This window comes from Acidaminococcus sp. HCP3S3_G9_1 (assembly GCF_052122455.1).
In the GTDB taxonomy this organism is placed as follows: Bacteria; Bacillota; Negativicutes; order Acidaminococcales; family Acidaminococcaceae; genus Acidaminococcus.
Window position 1 is genome coordinate 21,451 of record NZ_JBQKCH010000012.1, and the last position, 15,987, is coordinate 37,437.

A 15,987-nucleotide genomic window follows, 5' to 3' on the forward strand; every position below is an offset into this window, starting at 1 on the left:
AAAAGGCGCTGCAGAAGCAGCGTCTTTTTTTGTCAGCGGTCAATGGCCGAAGGAAACCATCTGCTAAAGGCAGATGCTGCTGAATGGAAACGCAGCTGGCGCTGCTAACCTACCACCAGCCTGATGGCTGGTCCCCCGCCCTTGAAAAGGGCGGATATACGCTCGGGTTGACACCCATTGCTTTTTCAGTTCAAAGGCATAATCCCGAGTATTTATTATCCGCCCTTTACAAGGGCGGGGGACCGTTGCGCCTGCGCAATGGTGGTGGGTTAGCAGCCGAAGGCTGCGTTTCCATTCAAAAAATTTGCCTGCAAATTTTTTCCTTCGGCCCCTGCTCTTCCCTCTTCACTCTGCACTCTTCACTACCCTTACCACCCACTCCTGCACCGCCCGGGCGGTTTCCGGGTCGAAGGGGCGCCTGGTGCGGTTGTTGTTGGAGATCACCCGCAGGGCGGCAAAGGGAATTCCCATCCTTCCGGCGATATCCCCAGCTCCGGCAGTTTCCATCTCTTCGCACAGGGCCCCGGTGTTCGCCTCCAGGTCCCGGATGGTGTCCGGGCAGTCGTTCCACCGGTCTGCAGAAGCAATGGTCCCCAGCACCACCCGGCCCCGGGTGTAGGCCGTCCCCCATCTGTCCAGCCACCGGACTGCCTCCCGGTCACAGGGATGGAAAAAGGGCCGGTCCCCGGTGAACTCACTTTCCTTGCTTTCCCCTTCCAGGGCCGCCAGGTCCAGGTAAGAATCCTTCCCGTACCGGGACTGGAACAGGGCGTTCCCGTTGAACCACCGTTCCCCCACCACCAAGTCAAAAGGCTCCAGGTCCACCGGATATCCCCCGGCAGTCCCCTGGTTCAGCACCAGGGCAGGCTGGAACAGGGTGCAGCCAAGGGCCGTGGCGGCAGCTGCGGCGGCGGTGCCGATCCCGGTCCGGCTCACCACTGCCTGCTGCTTCCCCAGTTTCCCGGTCCAAAAAAGGAAATCCCCCTGACGGACTTCCTGGACGTTTTCCAGGGCCTCCCGGAGCACTGCCACTTCCAGCTCCATGGCCCCCTGCAATAAAACCGGCTTTTCCTGTTGGAGAAAAGCCGGTTTTTTGTTGCTCCCTGCCATCCTGTTACTCCAGGGTCAGGGCGAACAGGGTGTCCACCTGCACGGTCACCGTCAGGGCTTTGGGCGCCAGCTGGGTGGAAGCGGCGGCACTGTCCGCCATTTCCATTTTGTTCATCCGGGCCAGGAGCACCGGCTGGGCTGCCACTACGGAACTGGAGGGAATGCTGGCCTGCCGGAGCACGCCGAGACCTCTGCCCCCGGCATTGGCCACAGCCTGGGCGGTATACCGGGCGTTTTCCACGGCCTGGCCGAACAGCTGCCGTTTGATCAGGTCCTCATGTTGGAGGCCGAACCGGACTCCGTTCAGCCGGTTGGCGCTTTCCAGCCCCTTGTCGATCAGGGTACCCAGCTGGTCCAGGTTCTTTTCCTTCACTTCCCAGGCCCCGTACACCTGGTAGCCGGCCAGTTTCTGGCCGCCGTTTTTCGGATATTCATACCGAGGAGACACATTGTAGCTGATGGTGGCAATATCGTCCCGGGCCACCCCCTGGGCCAGCATGCTGTTGATGAATTTCCGGCTGGCTTCTGCCCCTGCCTGCCGGACTTCTTCCAGGGTGGCGCCCTGTTTTTCAAAGGCGAAGTTCACCGTGGCCATGTCCGGATCCACGGTTTTGCTGGCGGTGCCAGTGATCTGGATGGTGTCCAGAGGCTGGTCCGCAAAGGCCGGTGCTGCATGGAGACTGAAAGCCAGGACAGCTGCTGCCAGGAATGCTCCGATTTTTTTCATAGGATCACCTCATAAGAAAATTGTGAACATCGATATTATACCACACTTTTGCAGAAAAATGACCGGTCAGTCACAAGTTTCCTGTTGTTTTTGTTTTTCTCCGGCGGACTCCTCCTCCAGAGCCTTCTGCCAGGCCGGGCAGTCCCCGCTGATGGCCCCGTGGCATTCCTTCTGGCTGTGGCGCTGGGTTTCCACGATTTCTTCCGTTACATCCCCCAGGGTGATCCCCTTCAGATGATCCATGCACAGCCGGTCCAGTTCCCGGTACAGGGAATCGAACACGGAAGACATGCCGCTGGAGATGAAGCAGTTGTTCTCCTCGTTGCCGCTGCGCCATTTGGTATCCACGAACACCGTGCCCATGCCCTGGGCGATTTCATACAGGGAGAACTTTTCCAGTCCTTCGCAGGGGCAGTAGCCCCCTACATGGCCTTCCCGGGTGGTGATGATCCCCATTTTCTTCAGTTTGCCCATGATCTTCCGGACCCGGGCCGGATTGGTGCAGATGTTTTCGGCCAGTTCCTCGCTGGACGCCAGGCACCCCCGGTGGGACAGGTAGACCAGCGCATGGACGGCCACAATAAAATCACTTTTCATAATTGCTCGCAAAGCAGGCCGGACTGTGCCAGCCTGCTTCCCTCCTCTTGTATTCCTTTATTTTTCGTTGAGATATTCCTCGGCGAAATGAACGGCCACGGCCCCATCCGCTGCTGCGGTGATGATCTGGCGCACAGCCTTGGTCCGCACATCCCCTACGGCGAACACCCCGGGGACGGAGGTTTTGGTGTCTTCCCCCGCCACAATGTAGCCGTTTCTGTCCGTTTCCACCTGGCCCTTCACCAGGTCGTTTTCCGGCAGCTGGCCGATGGCCACAAAGAGCCCGTCCACCGGCAGTACGGAGGTTTCTCCGGTCTTCACGTTCTTCAGTTCCAGCCCGGTAAGCTTCTTGTCCGCCTGGAGCCCGGCAACCACACTGTTCCAGATGATCTCCACCCCAGCATCCTTCAGCCGCTGGAGATAGACGGGAGTGGCCCGGAGGGTATCCCGGCGGTGGATCAGGTACACCTTGCTGGCCAGTTTGGCCAGGTACAGGGCGTCCCCTACGGCCGTATTGCCCCCGCCGTTCACCGCCACCACCTTGTCCTTGTAGAAGCTGCCGTCACAGGTGGCGCAGTAGGCCACCCCCCGGTTCACCAGGCCGTCCTCCTGGGGGATCCCCAGTTTCCGGGGATGGGCCCCGGTAGCCAGGATCACCGTCCGGCCCAGGAAAGTGCCTTCGGAAGTTTCCGCCACTTTGGGGTTGGCGGAAAGGTCCAGCTTGGTCACTTCCGCATACACCGTTTCCGCACCGGCCTTTTCCGCCCCTTCCTGCATCCGTTCTCCCAGTTCGAAGCCGTCCACCACTCCCGGGAATCCGGGATAGTTTTCCACATCGCTGGTGGTGGCCATCTGGCCTCCGGGAGAGAGTTTTTCCAGCACGGCGGTGGAAAAGCCGCTCCGGGCCCCGTAAAGAGCCGCCGTATAGCCTGCAGGGCCCCCGCCGATGATCAGGATGTCATAGACTTTGCTCATAATACCCCTTTCTCCTGGAGCCAGGTCTTCACCGCCGCCTTGGAAGGTGGGTTCACCAGCAGTTCACTGCACTGGCCGTCCTTCACCAGCATCAGGCTGGGGATGGTTTCGATCTTGTACTGTTCCGCCAGTTCCCGTTCTTCGTCGATGTTGACGCCTCCAAAGGAAACCTTGTCAGCAATTTCCGCCGCCAGCTGGCCCAGGGCCGGTTTCAGCCGTTTGCAGTAGCCGCACCAGGGAGCGGAAAAGCCCACCACCATGGGTTTGCTGCTGTGGAGCACCTCTTTGTCAAAATTGTCTTTGGTAATATGTAAGAAATCCATAAAAATAACCTCCTTGAAGGACCCGTTGGGATCTGTGATACTGTAATTTTAGCAAATACAGTTAAGAAAGTCAAGAGGGGGATGTTGCACATAACGTGCAACATCCCCCTGGTCGGAAGTCAACAGTCATCGGACGAAGGAAGGAATCTGCAACTGCAGGTTCCTGTGAATGGAAACGCCGCCTCCGGCGGCTAACCCACCACCATTGCGCAAGCGCAACGGTCCCCCGCCCTTGTAAAGGGCGGATAATGAGTACTCGGGATTATGCACTTGTACTGAAAAAGCAATGGGCGTCAGCCCGAGCGTATATCCGCCCTTTTCAAGGGCGGGGGACCAGCCGCCAGGCTGGTGGTGGGTTAGCAGCGTTAGGCTGCGTTTCCCTTCCAGGAACCCGTTCCCGGGTTCCTTCCTTCGTCCGCTGACCGCTGACAGGCTGCAGCCCTCGGCATCCTTTTATTTCTCCTCATGGGTCCCCAGCTGGATGGTCACGCAGGCGGCGATCAGCAGGGCGTACACGTAGTAGCAGTACTTCATCACGTCCAGAGGCGAAGTGCCTGCCAGCTGGGTGACGATGAGCATGCCTCCGTCGTGGGGCATGACGCACAGAAAGCTGCAGGCGAAAATATCCACCAGGCTGGCCAGCCGTTTGGGCGCGATGTCATACTTTTTCCCGATCACCTTGGCAATGGGACAGGTGACGATAATGGCAATGGTGTTGTTCACCATGGCAGCGGACAGGAGCCCGCTCAAAAGCCCGATGCCGTATTCCGCCCCTTTCCGGCCGTGGATCCAGCCGGTAATCTTCCCCACCAGCCATTCCACGCCCCCGTAGTACCGGACCAGGCCGATGATCCCGGACACCAGGATGGCCACCATGCTGATGGAGAACATATCCGCCATGCCATCTCCCAGCCCTTTGGCCCAGCCGAAGATGTCCACGGTGCCCTGGAGGAGCCCGATGCACCCGGTAAGGAGGATCCCCCCGAAGAGTACCAGGGCCACGTTGATCCCCATCAGGGCCAATACCAGCACCACCACATAGGGCAGCACCTGGAGCAGGTTGTAATCCCCCACCTGGATGCCTCCCTGGACCTGGCCGCTGACCATATAGAACAGCACCAGGCTCACCAGGGCTGCCGGCAGGGCAATGGCAAAGTTCATCCGGAACTTGTCCTTCATTTTGGATCCGCACCCTTCCGCCGCCGCAATGGTGGTGTCAGAGATCATGGACAGGTTGTCCCCGAAATAAGAGCCGCAGATCACCGCAGCGCACACGGCGGCCGCGTTGAGTCCCGCCCCCTGGGCCACCCCGATGGCCACCGGAGCCATGGCGGCAATGGTGCCCATGCTGGTGCCGATAGCAGTGGAAATGAAACAGCACATCAGGAACACCCCGGGGATCAGGAAGGACGGCGGCACGAACTGGAGACAGAAATTCACCACGGAAGTCTTCCCCCCGATGGCGGCCGCTGCCCCCTGGAACCCCCCGGCCAGGAGATAGATCAGTACGATCATCATCACCCCGGAATCTCCCATGCCGGTGCAGAAGACTTTCAGTTTTTCATCGATGGGGCCCTTTTTCCACAGCATAAAGGCCACCAGGGTCCCGGCCAGAAGGGCCACGTGCCGGGGCAAAAAGCTGAAGGGCTTGGGAATCCCCAGCAGGGTAAAGACCAGCCCGCAGCCGATGTACAAAGCCAGGAAGACAATGAGGGGCAGGAAGGCCACGCCCCCCAGATTGCGGCTGTTTTCGTTTTGATCCATATTTTTTCCTTTCCAAATGCAAAAAAGGTGCTGCCAGGCAGCACCTTTCCGTGTCCGATTTATTTTGCTCCTACGGCCTTCATCACATCGTTGGTGATGTCCACGCCGCCGTCAACTACGGCACCGGCGCTGAGAACCGTGTTGATGCCCTTTTCCTTGGCCACTTTGTGGACTGCGGTCAGGATCTTCTTCCGGATGGGATCAAACAGATCCTGCTCTCTCTTGGCGATCCGTTCGGTCAGGGTGTTGTCCAGGGCCCGTTTGCCGTTGTCGTCCAGGCTGGGGGCCTTTTCCTGGAATTCCTTCTGGGCGTTCTGCTGTTCCAGGCTCATGGCAGCCCGGGCAGAGGCGAAATCAGGATGGTGGGAGAATACGGTATTTAAATCCACATAGCCGATGGTTTCGGCGGCATAGGCCGTAGCCGGAACCAGGGCGCCAGAGTAACCAACGCACACCAGCAGGGCCATAACCAGGGCCATCAATTGTTTTTTCACTGAAAATCATCCTTTCTTCTGTAAGAATCCTTCTAAAGCAACAGCGAATCTAACAGGAGTCATTATATCATGAGTGGTTTTCGGACGCAAGCGAAAAAGGGGGTGTGGATTTTCCACACCCCCGGCCCCGGCTCTCACGCCAATTCATACCCTGCTTCTTCGATGACCTTCTTGAATTCATCCTGGGGGATGTCCCGGTCAGCGGTCACTTTGGCAGTGCCTTTTTCCAGGTTGACGTCCACACTGGATACGCCGGCCATGGCGGCCAGGGCATCATGGACGTGTTTCTGGCAGTTGACGCACATCATTCCATTGACTTTCAGTTCTTTTTCCATTACAGTTCCTCCTTCAATTTCCACAGGCAGTATGCCGTTTTTTCATTTCATCAGTTTCTGCAGGGTTTCGCACAGTTCGTCCACTACAGAATCGTCCCCGGCCCGGATGTCGTTGACCACACAGCTTTTGATGTGGTTGGCCAGGAGCTTTTTATTGAAGGCATTGAGGCCGCAGGTGATGGCACTGACCTGGGTCAGGATGTCCACACAGTACCGGTCTTCTTCCAGCATTTTTTTCACTCCCCGCACCTGGCCTTCGATCCGGTTCAGACGGGTGATCAGGTCCTGATAATCCTTCCCATTCTTGTCCCGCATTGTCTTCAGGTGTTCCATGGTACTATACCTCCGTTACGTATATTGTAGCCATGGAAAAAGGGATTGTCAAGTGACAATCCCTTTTCGGTCAGCGGTCAACGGTCAGCGGCCGATGGAAGCCAAACGCAAATGCGTTTGGCCACGATCAGAAACGCCGCCAAGGCGGCTAACCCACCACCATTGCGCCAGCGCAACGGTCCCCCGCCCTTGTAAAGGGCGGATAAAAACTCGGGACATAAAGTCCCTCGTTTTGAGGTACGCGCAATCCTTCGTTTCAGGGTATGCAGACTTGCTGCCCTGGTGCCCCAAGCAATGGGCCGGAGGCCCGATCGTATATCCGCCCTTTTCAAGGGCGGGGGACCAGCCGCAAGGCTGGTGGTGGGTTAGCAGCTCCCGGCTGCGTTTCCCTTCAACGCCAAACGCCTGCCGCGTTTGGCCTCATTCGGCCATTGACCATTGACCATTGACAGCCAGTGTCACTCCACCGCCTCACAGCACTTGGCACACAGGGTGGGATGCTTGGGATCCTGGCCTACGGTCTTGCTGTAGCACCAGCACCGTTCACATTTCTCCCCTTCGGCAGCTTCCACCAGCACCTTCAGGTCGTCCCGGCCGGTGGCTTCCCCGGCGTCGGTGAGCCCTTCATGGACTTCCGCCTGGGACACGATCAAGAGCGCCGGCAGATCCTTTTCCACGGCCTTCAGTTCCGCCAGGGCATCCCCGGTGGCGAACAGTTCCACCTTGGCATCCAGGGAATGGCCGATGGTCTTGGCCCGGCGGGCCCCTTCCAGCACCTTGGTGATTTCACCCCGGATGGCGATGAAGGCATCCCATTTGGCCTTTAGGTCTTCCTTCACATATTCCGGATGGGCCTGGGGCCAGGGCAGCATCTGCACGCTCTGGGGAGCATCAGCCGGTTTGTTCATATACTGGTACACTTCTTCCATGGTGAAGCTCAGCACAGGCATCAGCATCACCATCAGTTCCCGGAGGATCTGGGTCATGGCGGTCTGGGCAGACCGGCGGGCCTTGCTGTCCTTCCGACTGGTGTACAGACGGTCTTTGATGATATCCAGATAGAAGGAGCTCATGTCCACGGTGCAGAAATCGTGGATGGCATGGAACAGCACGTGGAAATCGTAGGTTTCATAGGCTTCGGTCACGTCCTTTTTCAGGGCTTCGAAGCGCATGAGGGCCCACTGGTCCAGTTCTTCCATGTCGGCAAAGGCCACCTTCTGGGTTTCGCAATCGAAATCATGGGTGTTCCCCAGGATGTACCGGATGGTGTTCCGGACTTTCCGGTAGGCTTCCGCCAGCTGCTTCAGGATCACCGGGGAGATCCGCACATCCTGCTTGTAGTCGGAAGAAGCCGCCCACAGCCGGACGATATCCGCTCCGTACTGATCGATGACTTCCTGGGGCACCACCACGTTCCCCAGGGATTTGGACATTTTCCGGCCTTCCCCGTCCAGCACATAGCCGTGGGTCAGCACGCTCCGGTAGGGAGCCTTGCCGGTGACGGCCACACTGGTCAGAAGGGAGCTCTGGAACCAGCCTCTGTGCTGGTCACTGCCTTCCAGGTACATGTCCGCGGGCCAGCTCAGTTCCGGACGGCGCTTGCATACCCCCATGTGGGAGGAGCCGCTGTCGAACCACACGTCCATGATGTCCTTTTCCTTCCGGAAGTGGGTGCCCCCGCATTTGGGGCATTTGGTCCCTTCCGGCAGCAGTTCTTCGGCGGTGTGGTTCCACCAGGCGTCGCTGCCTTCTTTATCGAAAATGGTGGCGATCTTTTCCACCGTGTCTTCGTTGATCAGAGGTTCCCCGCAGTCTTCGCAGTAGAAGATGGGAATGGGCACGCCCCAGACTCTCTGCCGGGAAATGCACCAGTCATGCCGGTCGGCCACCATGTTGTGGATCCGGGATTCCCCCCAGCTGGGGATCCACTGGACGTCTTCGGAAATGGCCTTCAGGGCTTCATCCCGGAACCCGTCCACGGAAGCGAACCACTGCTCGGAAGCCCGGAAGATAATGGGGTTCTTGCAGCGCCAGCAGTGGGCGTACTGGTGATGGATGGTCTTTTTGCCCAGGATGGCGTTCTGTTCCGCCAGATGTTTGATCACCAGGCCGTTGCTGTCAAAGACGAACTTGCCTTGGAACAGTTCCCCGGCTTCTTCGGTGAAGCAGCCCTTCTGGTCCACCGGGCACAGGATGGGCAGCTTGTATTTCAGACCGGTGAGATAGTCCACGTCCCCATGGCCGGGAGCCGTATGGACGCAGCCGGAACCGGCTTCCTTGTCCACATAGTCAGCCAGCACCACCAGGGATTTCCGGTGGTTGTATTCCGGGAAGGGATGTTCGCATTCCGCATATTCAAAGGCACGGCCTTTGGTGGTCCCCAGCACAGGGCCGAATTCCACCCCGCATTCCTGGGCCACTTTGTCCACCATGTCGGCGGCCATGATCAGCACTTCCCCGTTGTATTCCACCCAGGCATAGTCAAAGTCCGGGTTCAGGGCCACAGCCACGTTGGCAGGAATGGTCCAGGGGGTGGTGGTCCAAATCACCATATAAGCTTTTTTGCCCTTGGCGGCTTCCGGAGTCAGCCCGTTGTCTTTTACCAGCGGCATCTTCACGAAAATGGTAGGCGTCTTCTGGTCGGCGTATTCGATTTCCGCCTCGGCCAGGGCAGTTTCGCAGTGAGGGCACCAGTATACGGTCTTCTTCCCTTTATAGATGTATCCCTTGTTGGCCATGGTGCCGAACACCCGGATCTGTTCCGCTTCGAAATGAGGATCCAGGGTTACATAGGGATGGTCCCAGTCGCCCAGCACACCCAGCCGTTTGAAGTCCTTCCGCTGGGTGTCGATCCACTGGAGGGCATATTCCCGGCACATTTTCCGCAGTTCCACCGGGGACAGCTTGTGACGGTCCACCCCGGTGGCCTTCAGGCAGGCATGTTCGATGGGCATGCCGTGGGTATCCCAGCCGGGGACGTAGGGGGTGTCATAGCCCTGGGCGTATTTGTATTTGATGATGATGTCCTTCAGGACCTTGTTCAGGGCATGGCCCATGTGGATCTTGCCGTTGGCGTAGGGAGGTCCGTCGTGGAGGACGAACTTCTTGTGGCCTGCATGGAGCTTCTGTTTTTCTCCATAGATATCATTTTTATACCAGAAATCCAGGAAATCCGGTTCCCGTTTGGGCAGCCCTGCCCGCATGGGGAATTCCGTTTCCGGAAGATTCAGGGTCGCTGCGTACTTGTCGTCTTTCTTGCTCACTCTTGCACACCTCCAAAAAAAATAAATCCCGTCCCCCGAAAGGGACGGGACAAAAGGGCCCGTGGTACCACCCTCATGACAGCTTTGCTGCCACTCTTGTATGGGATAACGGTCATAACCCGGGTCCCCTACTGCTGGTTCAAAGACCGGCTCCAGAGTGATCTTCCGCAAAAAGCCTCCTGTCCGGGCTCCCACCCTCCCCGGATCGCTGTACCAGCCAGAAGCGTACTGTCTCTGTCATCGCCTGTTGGTTTGAAATTCGTGTTTATTATACACTTCTTAGACCCGGTGGTCAACTGGAAAAGGAGCGGGCCGCCTGGAACATTACGATGCCCCCGGCTACGGCTACGTTCAGGCTTTCCGCCTGGCCGGCCATGGGAATCTTCACCTTCTGATCCGCGGCTTTGAGGAGCTCCGGGGACACCCCTTCCGCCTCGCTGCCCAGCACCAGGGCGGTCTTTGCCGGCCACTGGAGCTTCGTCATGTCTTCCGCCCCTTCCAGGGCCGTGGCCCACAGGGCATATCCGTTTTTCCGGCACCAGGTTTCCAGGTCCGCCGACTCCACCCCGGTAAACACCGGCAGGTGGAACAGGGACCCCATGGTGGACCGGACCACCTTGGGATTGTACAGGTCCGCCGTATCCTTCAGCAGCACCACCCCGGCGGCCCCCAGGGCATCGGCGGTGCGGATCAACGTCCCCAGGTTCCCCGGGTCCCGGATCTGGTCCAGCACCAGCACGAATCCCCGGTCCGGGGCAAAATCCCCCAGGTCTCGGGGCCGGATTTCCACCAGGGCCGCCACACTCTGAGGGTCTTCGGTGGCGGTGATCTTCTGGAGCACCGGCAGGGGCACTTCATACCAGGGCAGGCTGCTTTCTTCCGCCTTTTCGTCCCAGCCTTCCGGCAGCCGGGTAAAGAACAGGGCCCGGATATTCCATTGGGAAGCCAGGGCTTCTTCCACTGCCCGTTTCCCTTCCAGCAGGAACAGGCCCTCCTTCTGGCGGTATTTTTTCATTTTCAGGGAAGCCGCCCGCTTCACCAGGTCATTCTTCAACGATGTCAGGGTACTGATCATATGCCGTCCTCCAGGGCTTCCACACTTTTCCGGCTGCCGATGACCACCAAAAGGTCCCCTTCCGCAAGGGGCTTGGTGGGTTCCAGGGTCATTTCCGTGGAGCCGTCCTGGTGTTTGATGGCCACCACGTTCACCTGGTACTTCCGGCGCACGTCCATTTCCGCCAGGCTTTTCCCAGCCATTTTGGGGCTCAGGTTCACTTCCATCAGGCAGATGTTGTCGGACAGTTCCACAAAATCCAGGATATTGGTGTAGGCCAGGTTGTGGCCCACCCGGCGTCCCATGTCCCGTTCCGGATAGATGATCTTGGTGGCTCCCAGCTTCTTCAGCATCTTCCCGTGGATGGGATTGGAAGCCTTGGCCACAATGGTCTTCAGCCCCGCTTCCCGGAGCAGCATGGTGGCCAGCAGGCTGGGTTCCAGGGTGCCGATGGCCACGATCCCCACGTCGAAATTCCGGATCCCCAGGCTGTTCACCGTCTTTTCGTCGATTACGTCGCAGACCACCGCATGGGTCAGTTTGTCCGCCATGTTTTCCACCACATCTTCATTGTTGTCCACGCCCAGGACCTCGTGACCCAGGGCAGTGAGGGTTTCCGCCACACTGCTGCCGAACCGGCCCAATCCCCAGACGATAAATTGCTGTTTGTTTTTCATGATATCCCCATAACTCCTAACCGATGATGATATGTTCCTTGGGATAATGGATGTGTCCCGAAGGTTTGTTGGCCGCCAGGGCCAGGGCGAAGGTCATGAACCCTACCCGGCCTGCATACATGGACAAAATCAGGATGATCTTGCTGGCAGTGCCGATATGCTGGCTGAGCCCGGTGGACAGCCCCACCGTGGCATAGGCGGACACCACTTCGAAAGCCGCCGCCAGAAAGCTGGTGTCCTCCAGGCAGGTGAGGGCCAGGGTGGCAAAGGCCACCCACAGAAGGGACAGGCTGGTGATGGCGAAGGCCTGGAACAGGGTCTCCTCCCCGATCCGCCGTCCGAAGATCTCACATTCGCTTTTGCCCCGGACCACCTGCCAGATGTTCAGCAACAGCAGGGCAAAGGTGGTGGTCTTGATGCCGCCCCCGGTGGATGCCGGGGATGCCCCGATGAACATGAGGAAAATGGTGAGGATCATGGTGGGCACCCGGAGGCTGTTCAGGTCCACGGAGTTGAACCCGGCGGTCCGGGGGCTCACCGACTGCATGAAGCTGGCCCAGAAGGCATCCCCGGTGCTGAGGCTGCCCAGGGTGGCAGGATTCCGGCTTTCCAGCAGAGCGAACCCGATCATCCCGATGGCGATCAGCAGCCCGGTCACTGTCAGCACCATTTTGCTGTGGAGCTTCAGCCGCTGGAAGTTCCGTTTCTGGAGCACGTCCCGCATCACCGCGAACCCCAGGCCCCCCAGGATGATCAGCAGGCCGATGGACAGGTTCACCACCGGATCCCCCACAAAAGCCGTCAGGCTCTGGTAGTGGCCGAACAGGTCGAACCCGGCGTTGCAGAAGGCAGACACCGCGTGCCAGTAGCCGTAGTAGATCCCCCGGAGGCCGTACTGGGGCCAGAACCGGAAGGCCAGCACCGTGCCGAAGAACCCTTCGATCACCGCCGTGTATTTGGCGATCCGCAGGCTCATCCGCACCACCCCATCCAGTTCGTCCTGGTTCAGGGAAGCCTGGATGTTCAGCCGGGATTGCAGGTCGATCTTTTTCCGCAGCAATACGGAAAACAACGTGGCGAACAGCACCAGTCCCAGGCCCCCCAGCTGGATCAGGGCGATGATCACCAATTGGCCGAAAGTAGAAAAATACGTCCCTGTATCCACCACCACAAGGCCGGTGACACAGGAGGCGGAAGTGGCGGTGAAGAGAGCGTCCACAAAGGACAGCCCTGCCCCTTCCCGGCCGGCAAAGGGCAGCATCAGCAGCAGGGCCCCGGCCAGGATCAGCCCGGCGAAAGTCAGGGCGATCAGCTGGGAAGGGGAAAAATGTCTAATCTGGTTCAAAGCCCCTCCACCTTATTTCCGGACCATTTCCGAAGAGATTTCCTTCAGGGAAGCGGCGCCGCACATTTCCATGGTGTCCGCCAGTTCCGCCCCCAGTTTGTCCGCCAGGAGTCTGGCGCCTTCCTTGCCGCCCCCATAGACCGCGTTTACGAAGGGACGGGCAATGAGCACCGCGTCAGCTCCCAGGGCCAGGGCCTTGAACACATCCACACCGCTGCGGATGCCCCCGTCCACAAAGATCTTCATGGTGCCGCCTACGGCCACGGCGATTTCTTCCAGCACTTCCGCCGTTGCCGGGCTCTGATCCAGCACCCGGCCCCCGTGGTTGGAGACAACGATGGCGGAGGCTCCGGCTTCCCGGGCCTTCAGGGCGCCTTTGACGCTCATGATCCCCTTGATGATGAAGGGCAGACCCGCGTCTTTGATGATGGCTTGCATTTCTTCCACGGATTTGCTGCCCGCAGGGGGAACGAAGTTCTTCAGGAAGGGCAGACCGGCCGCATCCACGTCCATGGCCACGGCAAAGGCCCCGGATTGTTTCACCAGGTCCATTTTTTCAGCGATCATCTGGGCATTCCAGGGTTTCACCGTAGGCACCCCCACGCCTCCGCAGGCCTTGATGGCAGCGGTGGCTCCCTGCATCACCTGGGGATCCATCCCGTCCCCGGTAAAGGCGGCGATGCCGGCTTCCGCGCACCCGGGCACCAGTTCCGCATTGTAGGTCACATCATTGTATTTGTCGCTGTAGTGCATGGCCACAGCCCCTACCGGACCGGCGAAAATAGGATATTTGAAGGTCCGTCCGAACAGTTCGATGGAAGTGTCCACCGGCCGTTTTTCGCAAAGGGTATCCATCACCACACGGATGTCCTGCCATTTGGCGTAGTTCCGGATGGCCGTATCCCCCACTCCTTTGGCCCCGGGGCCGGGAATGGTATTCCGGCAGGCAACCCCGTTGCACACCGGGCAGCCCTTGCATTTACCCAAACATTTTCTGGCATTTTCCATAACTTCCTTGAAATCCATATCTGTCACTCCCCTGTAGTAGGAGGCACCGCCTCCAGATTCGAATCCTATTATACCACATTGGAGCCCGGATGCTCCCCCCAACCGTAGGCGGCAGGCAGAACATACACCCATCCAGGAAGAAGTGAAATGCTCCCTCAACCGTAGGGGCGGCAGGCCCGGCCGCCCGCCAGTGTGGCCAGGGGGTAAGTGGGTAAGTGATCAGGGGGTCAGGTGACTTTTCTCTGCCCCTTTATCTTTTTTATATCCGCCCTTTTCAAGGGCGGGGGACCATTGCGCCTGCGCAATGGTGGTGGGGACGACATCAAAGCCGCCTCTCTCAAAATCCAGGGGACCATTGCGCCTGCGCAATGGTGGTGGGTTAGCAGCCCCGCCGGGCTGCGTTTCCATCCAGGAGCATCTGCCTGGGGCAGATACTCTTCCCTCTGCACTCTGCACTCTTTTCCCCTTGCGCTCCCCCTCAAAATACGCTATAATACCCACATACAAATGGATAAAACCTTCCTGCGTATGGCACAGGGGCAGGAGGGATCATGAGGACCTGGCATTGAAAAATGTCCGGTCCTCTTTTTTGGTGTTCTACCTGGCACATTCTACAATGAGGTGATTGTATGTCAAACGCAAGCCAAGTACTGCAGGAACTGTTTTCCGGGGTCTTCGCCATGGGCGACTGGACCATCTGGGTCATGCTGGCCATCGGGGCCATCCTGATCTGGCTGGGGGTCCGGAAGGGCTACGAGCCGGTGCTCCTTTTCCCCATGGGGGTGGGCTGCATCCTGGCCAACATCCCCGGCCATTTTGCCGTCATGCCCACCGGGGGCGGTGAACCGGGCTTCCTTACCGTACTGTACAACATGGGCATCGCCAACGAACTGTTCCCGGTGCTGATCTTCATCGGCATCGGCGCCATGTGCGACTTTACCCCCCTGATCCGGGCTCCCTACATGATGCTGTTCGCAGCCGCCGCCCACCTGGGGATCTTCGCCGCCACCCTCTGTGCCACCCTGGTGGGCTTCCCCTTCAACGAAGCCGCTTCCATCGGAATCATCGGCGCTGCTGACGGCCCCACCACCATTTTCGTGGCCCAGAAATTCGCCACCGAGATGCTGGCTCCCCTTACCGTCACCGCCTTCTGCTACATGTCCCTGGTGCCCATTATCCAGCCTCCTGTGGTGAAGCTGCTGACCACCAAAGAAGAACGGCGGATCCGGATGCCCTATCACGAAGAAAAGCCCGTATCCCAGACAGCCCTGTTCCTGTTCCCGCTTATGGTCACCCTGATCGCCGGGATCATCGCTCCCATTTCCGTACCCCTCATCGGGGCCCTGATGTTCGGGAACCTGCTGAAAGTGTCCGGCTGCTGCGACAGCCTGTCCAACTGTGCCCAGAATGAACTGACCAACCTGGTGACCCTGCTCCTGGGGATCACCGTAGGAGCCACCATGACCGCGGAAAACATCCTGACCCTCCAGGTGCTGAAGATCCTGGCCCTGGGTGCGGTGGCCTTCATCTTCGATACGGTGGGTGGCCTGCTGTTCGCCAAAATAGCCAACCTGTTCCTGAAAAAGAAGATCAATCCCATGATCGGGGCCTGCGGCATTTCCGCCTTCCCCATCTCCGGCCGGGTCATCGCCCGGATGGCCCTGAAGGAAGACCCCACCAACTTCATCATCCAGTCCGCCATCGGAGTGAACGTGGCCGGACAGGTGGCCAGCGTAGTAGCCGGCGGCCTGGGCATGGCCCTGATCCCGGTGTTAATGTAAAGGAGGCAGAAACATGGATTCCGTAACCGCAGCCCTGCAGCTTCTCGTCATCGCCTACCCCACCCTGTTCGTGGTCATGGCCCTGTTCGCCGGCCTGACCTGGGGTCTGACGAAACTGTTTCCGGCGAAAGAATAATGTGTGCTGCAGGAGCAGCACACCGGTCGCGGATCGCGGCCCCAAAAAGGAGGCTGCTGTACGTT

The 15,987-nt window shown here is 58.9% G+C and carries 16 protein-coding genes and 1 other annotated feature; of the genes, 2 read left to right on the top strand and 14 right to left on the bottom strand.

The features are described from left to right. Positions 1-345: 345 nt before the first annotated feature. The 14 genes from ACTQY1_RS08255 to ACTQY1_RS08320 form a co-directional block, all read right to left on the bottom strand. Complete coding sequence (locus tag ACTQY1_RS08255) at positions 346-1,110, bottom strand: 5'-methylthioadenosine/S-adenosylhomocysteine nucleosidase (RefSeq protein WP_441374040.1); 765 nt, start codon at positions 1,108-1,110, stop codon at positions 346-348. A gap of 4 nt (positions 1,111-1,114) precedes the next feature. Then, positions 1,115-1,837 (bottom strand): SIMPL domain-containing protein, encoded by a 723-nt coding sequence (locus ACTQY1_RS08260; RefSeq protein ID WP_441374041.1) that lies wholly within the window; start codon positions 1,835-1,837, stop codon positions 1,115-1,117. Positions 1,838-1,903: 66 nt separating this feature from the next. After that, a complete protein-coding gene (locus ACTQY1_RS08265; RefSeq protein ID WP_441374042.1) occupies positions 1,904-2,434 on the bottom strand; it encodes an RrF2 family transcriptional regulator in 531 nt (176 codons plus the stop codon). A gap of 57 nt (positions 2,435-2,491) precedes the next feature. Beyond that, positions 2,492-3,409 carry a thioredoxin-disulfide reductase gene (gene trxB, locus ACTQY1_RS08270; protein WP_279128170.1) on the bottom strand — a complete coding sequence of 306 codons (918 nt, stop codon included), beginning with the start codon at positions 3,407-3,409 and terminating at the stop codon, positions 2,492-2,494. Next, entirely contained in the window at positions 3,406-3,732 is a 327-nt protein-coding gene (locus ACTQY1_RS08275) for a thioredoxin family protein (protein WP_279128172.1), read from the bottom strand. Before ACTQY1_RS08275 ends, trxB begins: the two co-directional genes overlap by 4 nt. Positions 3,733-4,185: 453 nt before the next feature. Next, the gene (locus ACTQY1_RS08280; RefSeq protein WP_441374043.1) at positions 4,186-5,496 is read right to left on the bottom strand and encodes a Na+/H+ antiporter NhaC family protein; all 1,311 of its coding nucleotides are present in this window, start codon (positions 5,494-5,496) and stop codon (positions 4,186-4,188) included. A gap of 59 nt (positions 5,497-5,555) precedes the next feature. Next, complete coding sequence (locus ACTQY1_RS08285) at positions 5,556-5,990, bottom strand: OmpH family outer membrane protein (protein ID WP_288311706.1); 435 nt, start codon at positions 5,988-5,990, stop codon at positions 5,556-5,558. A gap of 134 nt (positions 5,991-6,124) precedes the next feature. Further along, a complete protein-coding gene (locus ACTQY1_RS08290) occupies positions 6,125-6,325 on the bottom strand; it encodes a heavy-metal-associated domain-containing protein (RefSeq protein ID WP_022487268.1) in 201 nt (66 codons plus the stop codon). A 42-nt stretch (positions 6,326-6,367) separates the two neighbouring features. Continuing rightward, positions 6,368-6,658: a metal-sensing transcriptional repressor gene (locus ACTQY1_RS08295; RefSeq protein ID WP_022487267.1), complete on the bottom strand. Its 291-nt coding sequence runs from the start codon at positions 6,656-6,658 to the stop codon at positions 6,368-6,370. A 458-nt stretch (positions 6,659-7,116) separates the two neighbouring features. After that, a complete protein-coding gene (gene ileS / locus ACTQY1_RS08300; protein ID WP_441374054.1) occupies positions 7,117-9,861 on the bottom strand; it encodes an isoleucine--tRNA ligase in 2,745 nt (914 codons plus the stop codon). A 97-nt stretch (positions 9,862-9,958) separates the two neighbouring features. Continuing rightward, positions 9,959-10,171 (bottom strand) — a binding site (T-box leader). 42 nt (positions 10,172-10,213) lie between these two features. Further along, on the bottom strand, positions 10,214-10,996 hold the full coding sequence (locus tag ACTQY1_RS08305; protein WP_302157993.1) for a TrmH family RNA methyltransferase: 783 nt from the start codon (positions 10,994-10,996) through the stop codon (positions 10,214-10,216). Beyond that, positions 10,993-11,652, bottom strand: coding sequence for a potassium channel family protein (locus ACTQY1_RS08310; protein ID WP_022487264.1), 660 nt, complete (start codon positions 11,650-11,652; stop codon positions 10,993-10,995). The genes ACTQY1_RS08305 and ACTQY1_RS08310 overlap by 4 nt, the downstream gene beginning before the upstream one ends. A 16-nt stretch (positions 11,653-11,668) precedes the next feature. After that, positions 11,669-12,997: a TrkH family potassium uptake protein gene (locus tag ACTQY1_RS08315; protein WP_022487263.1), complete on the bottom strand. Its 1,329-nt coding sequence runs from the start codon at positions 12,995-12,997 to the stop codon at positions 11,669-11,671. 12 nt (positions 12,998-13,009) lie between these two features. Then, on the bottom strand, positions 13,010-14,023 hold the full coding sequence (locus ACTQY1_RS08320) for an alpha-hydroxy-acid oxidizing protein (RefSeq protein WP_154487388.1): 1,014 nt from the start codon (positions 14,021-14,023) through the stop codon (positions 13,010-13,012). Positions 14,024-14,634: 611 nt separating this feature from the next. Between ACTQY1_RS08320 and ACTQY1_RS08325 the strand changes: the two genes are divergently transcribed. Beyond that, on the top strand, positions 14,635-15,786 hold the full coding sequence (locus ACTQY1_RS08325) for a sodium ion-translocating decarboxylase subunit beta (RefSeq protein WP_308664258.1): 1,152 nt from the start codon (positions 14,635-14,637) through the stop codon (positions 15,784-15,786). A gap of 13 nt (positions 15,787-15,799) precedes the next feature. Continuing rightward, the gene (locus tag ACTQY1_RS08330) at positions 15,800-15,922 is read left to right on the top strand and encodes a hypothetical protein (RefSeq protein ID WP_268234256.1); all 123 of its coding nucleotides are present in this window, start codon (positions 15,800-15,802) and stop codon (positions 15,920-15,922) included. Positions 15,923-15,987 lie beyond the last annotated feature (65 nt).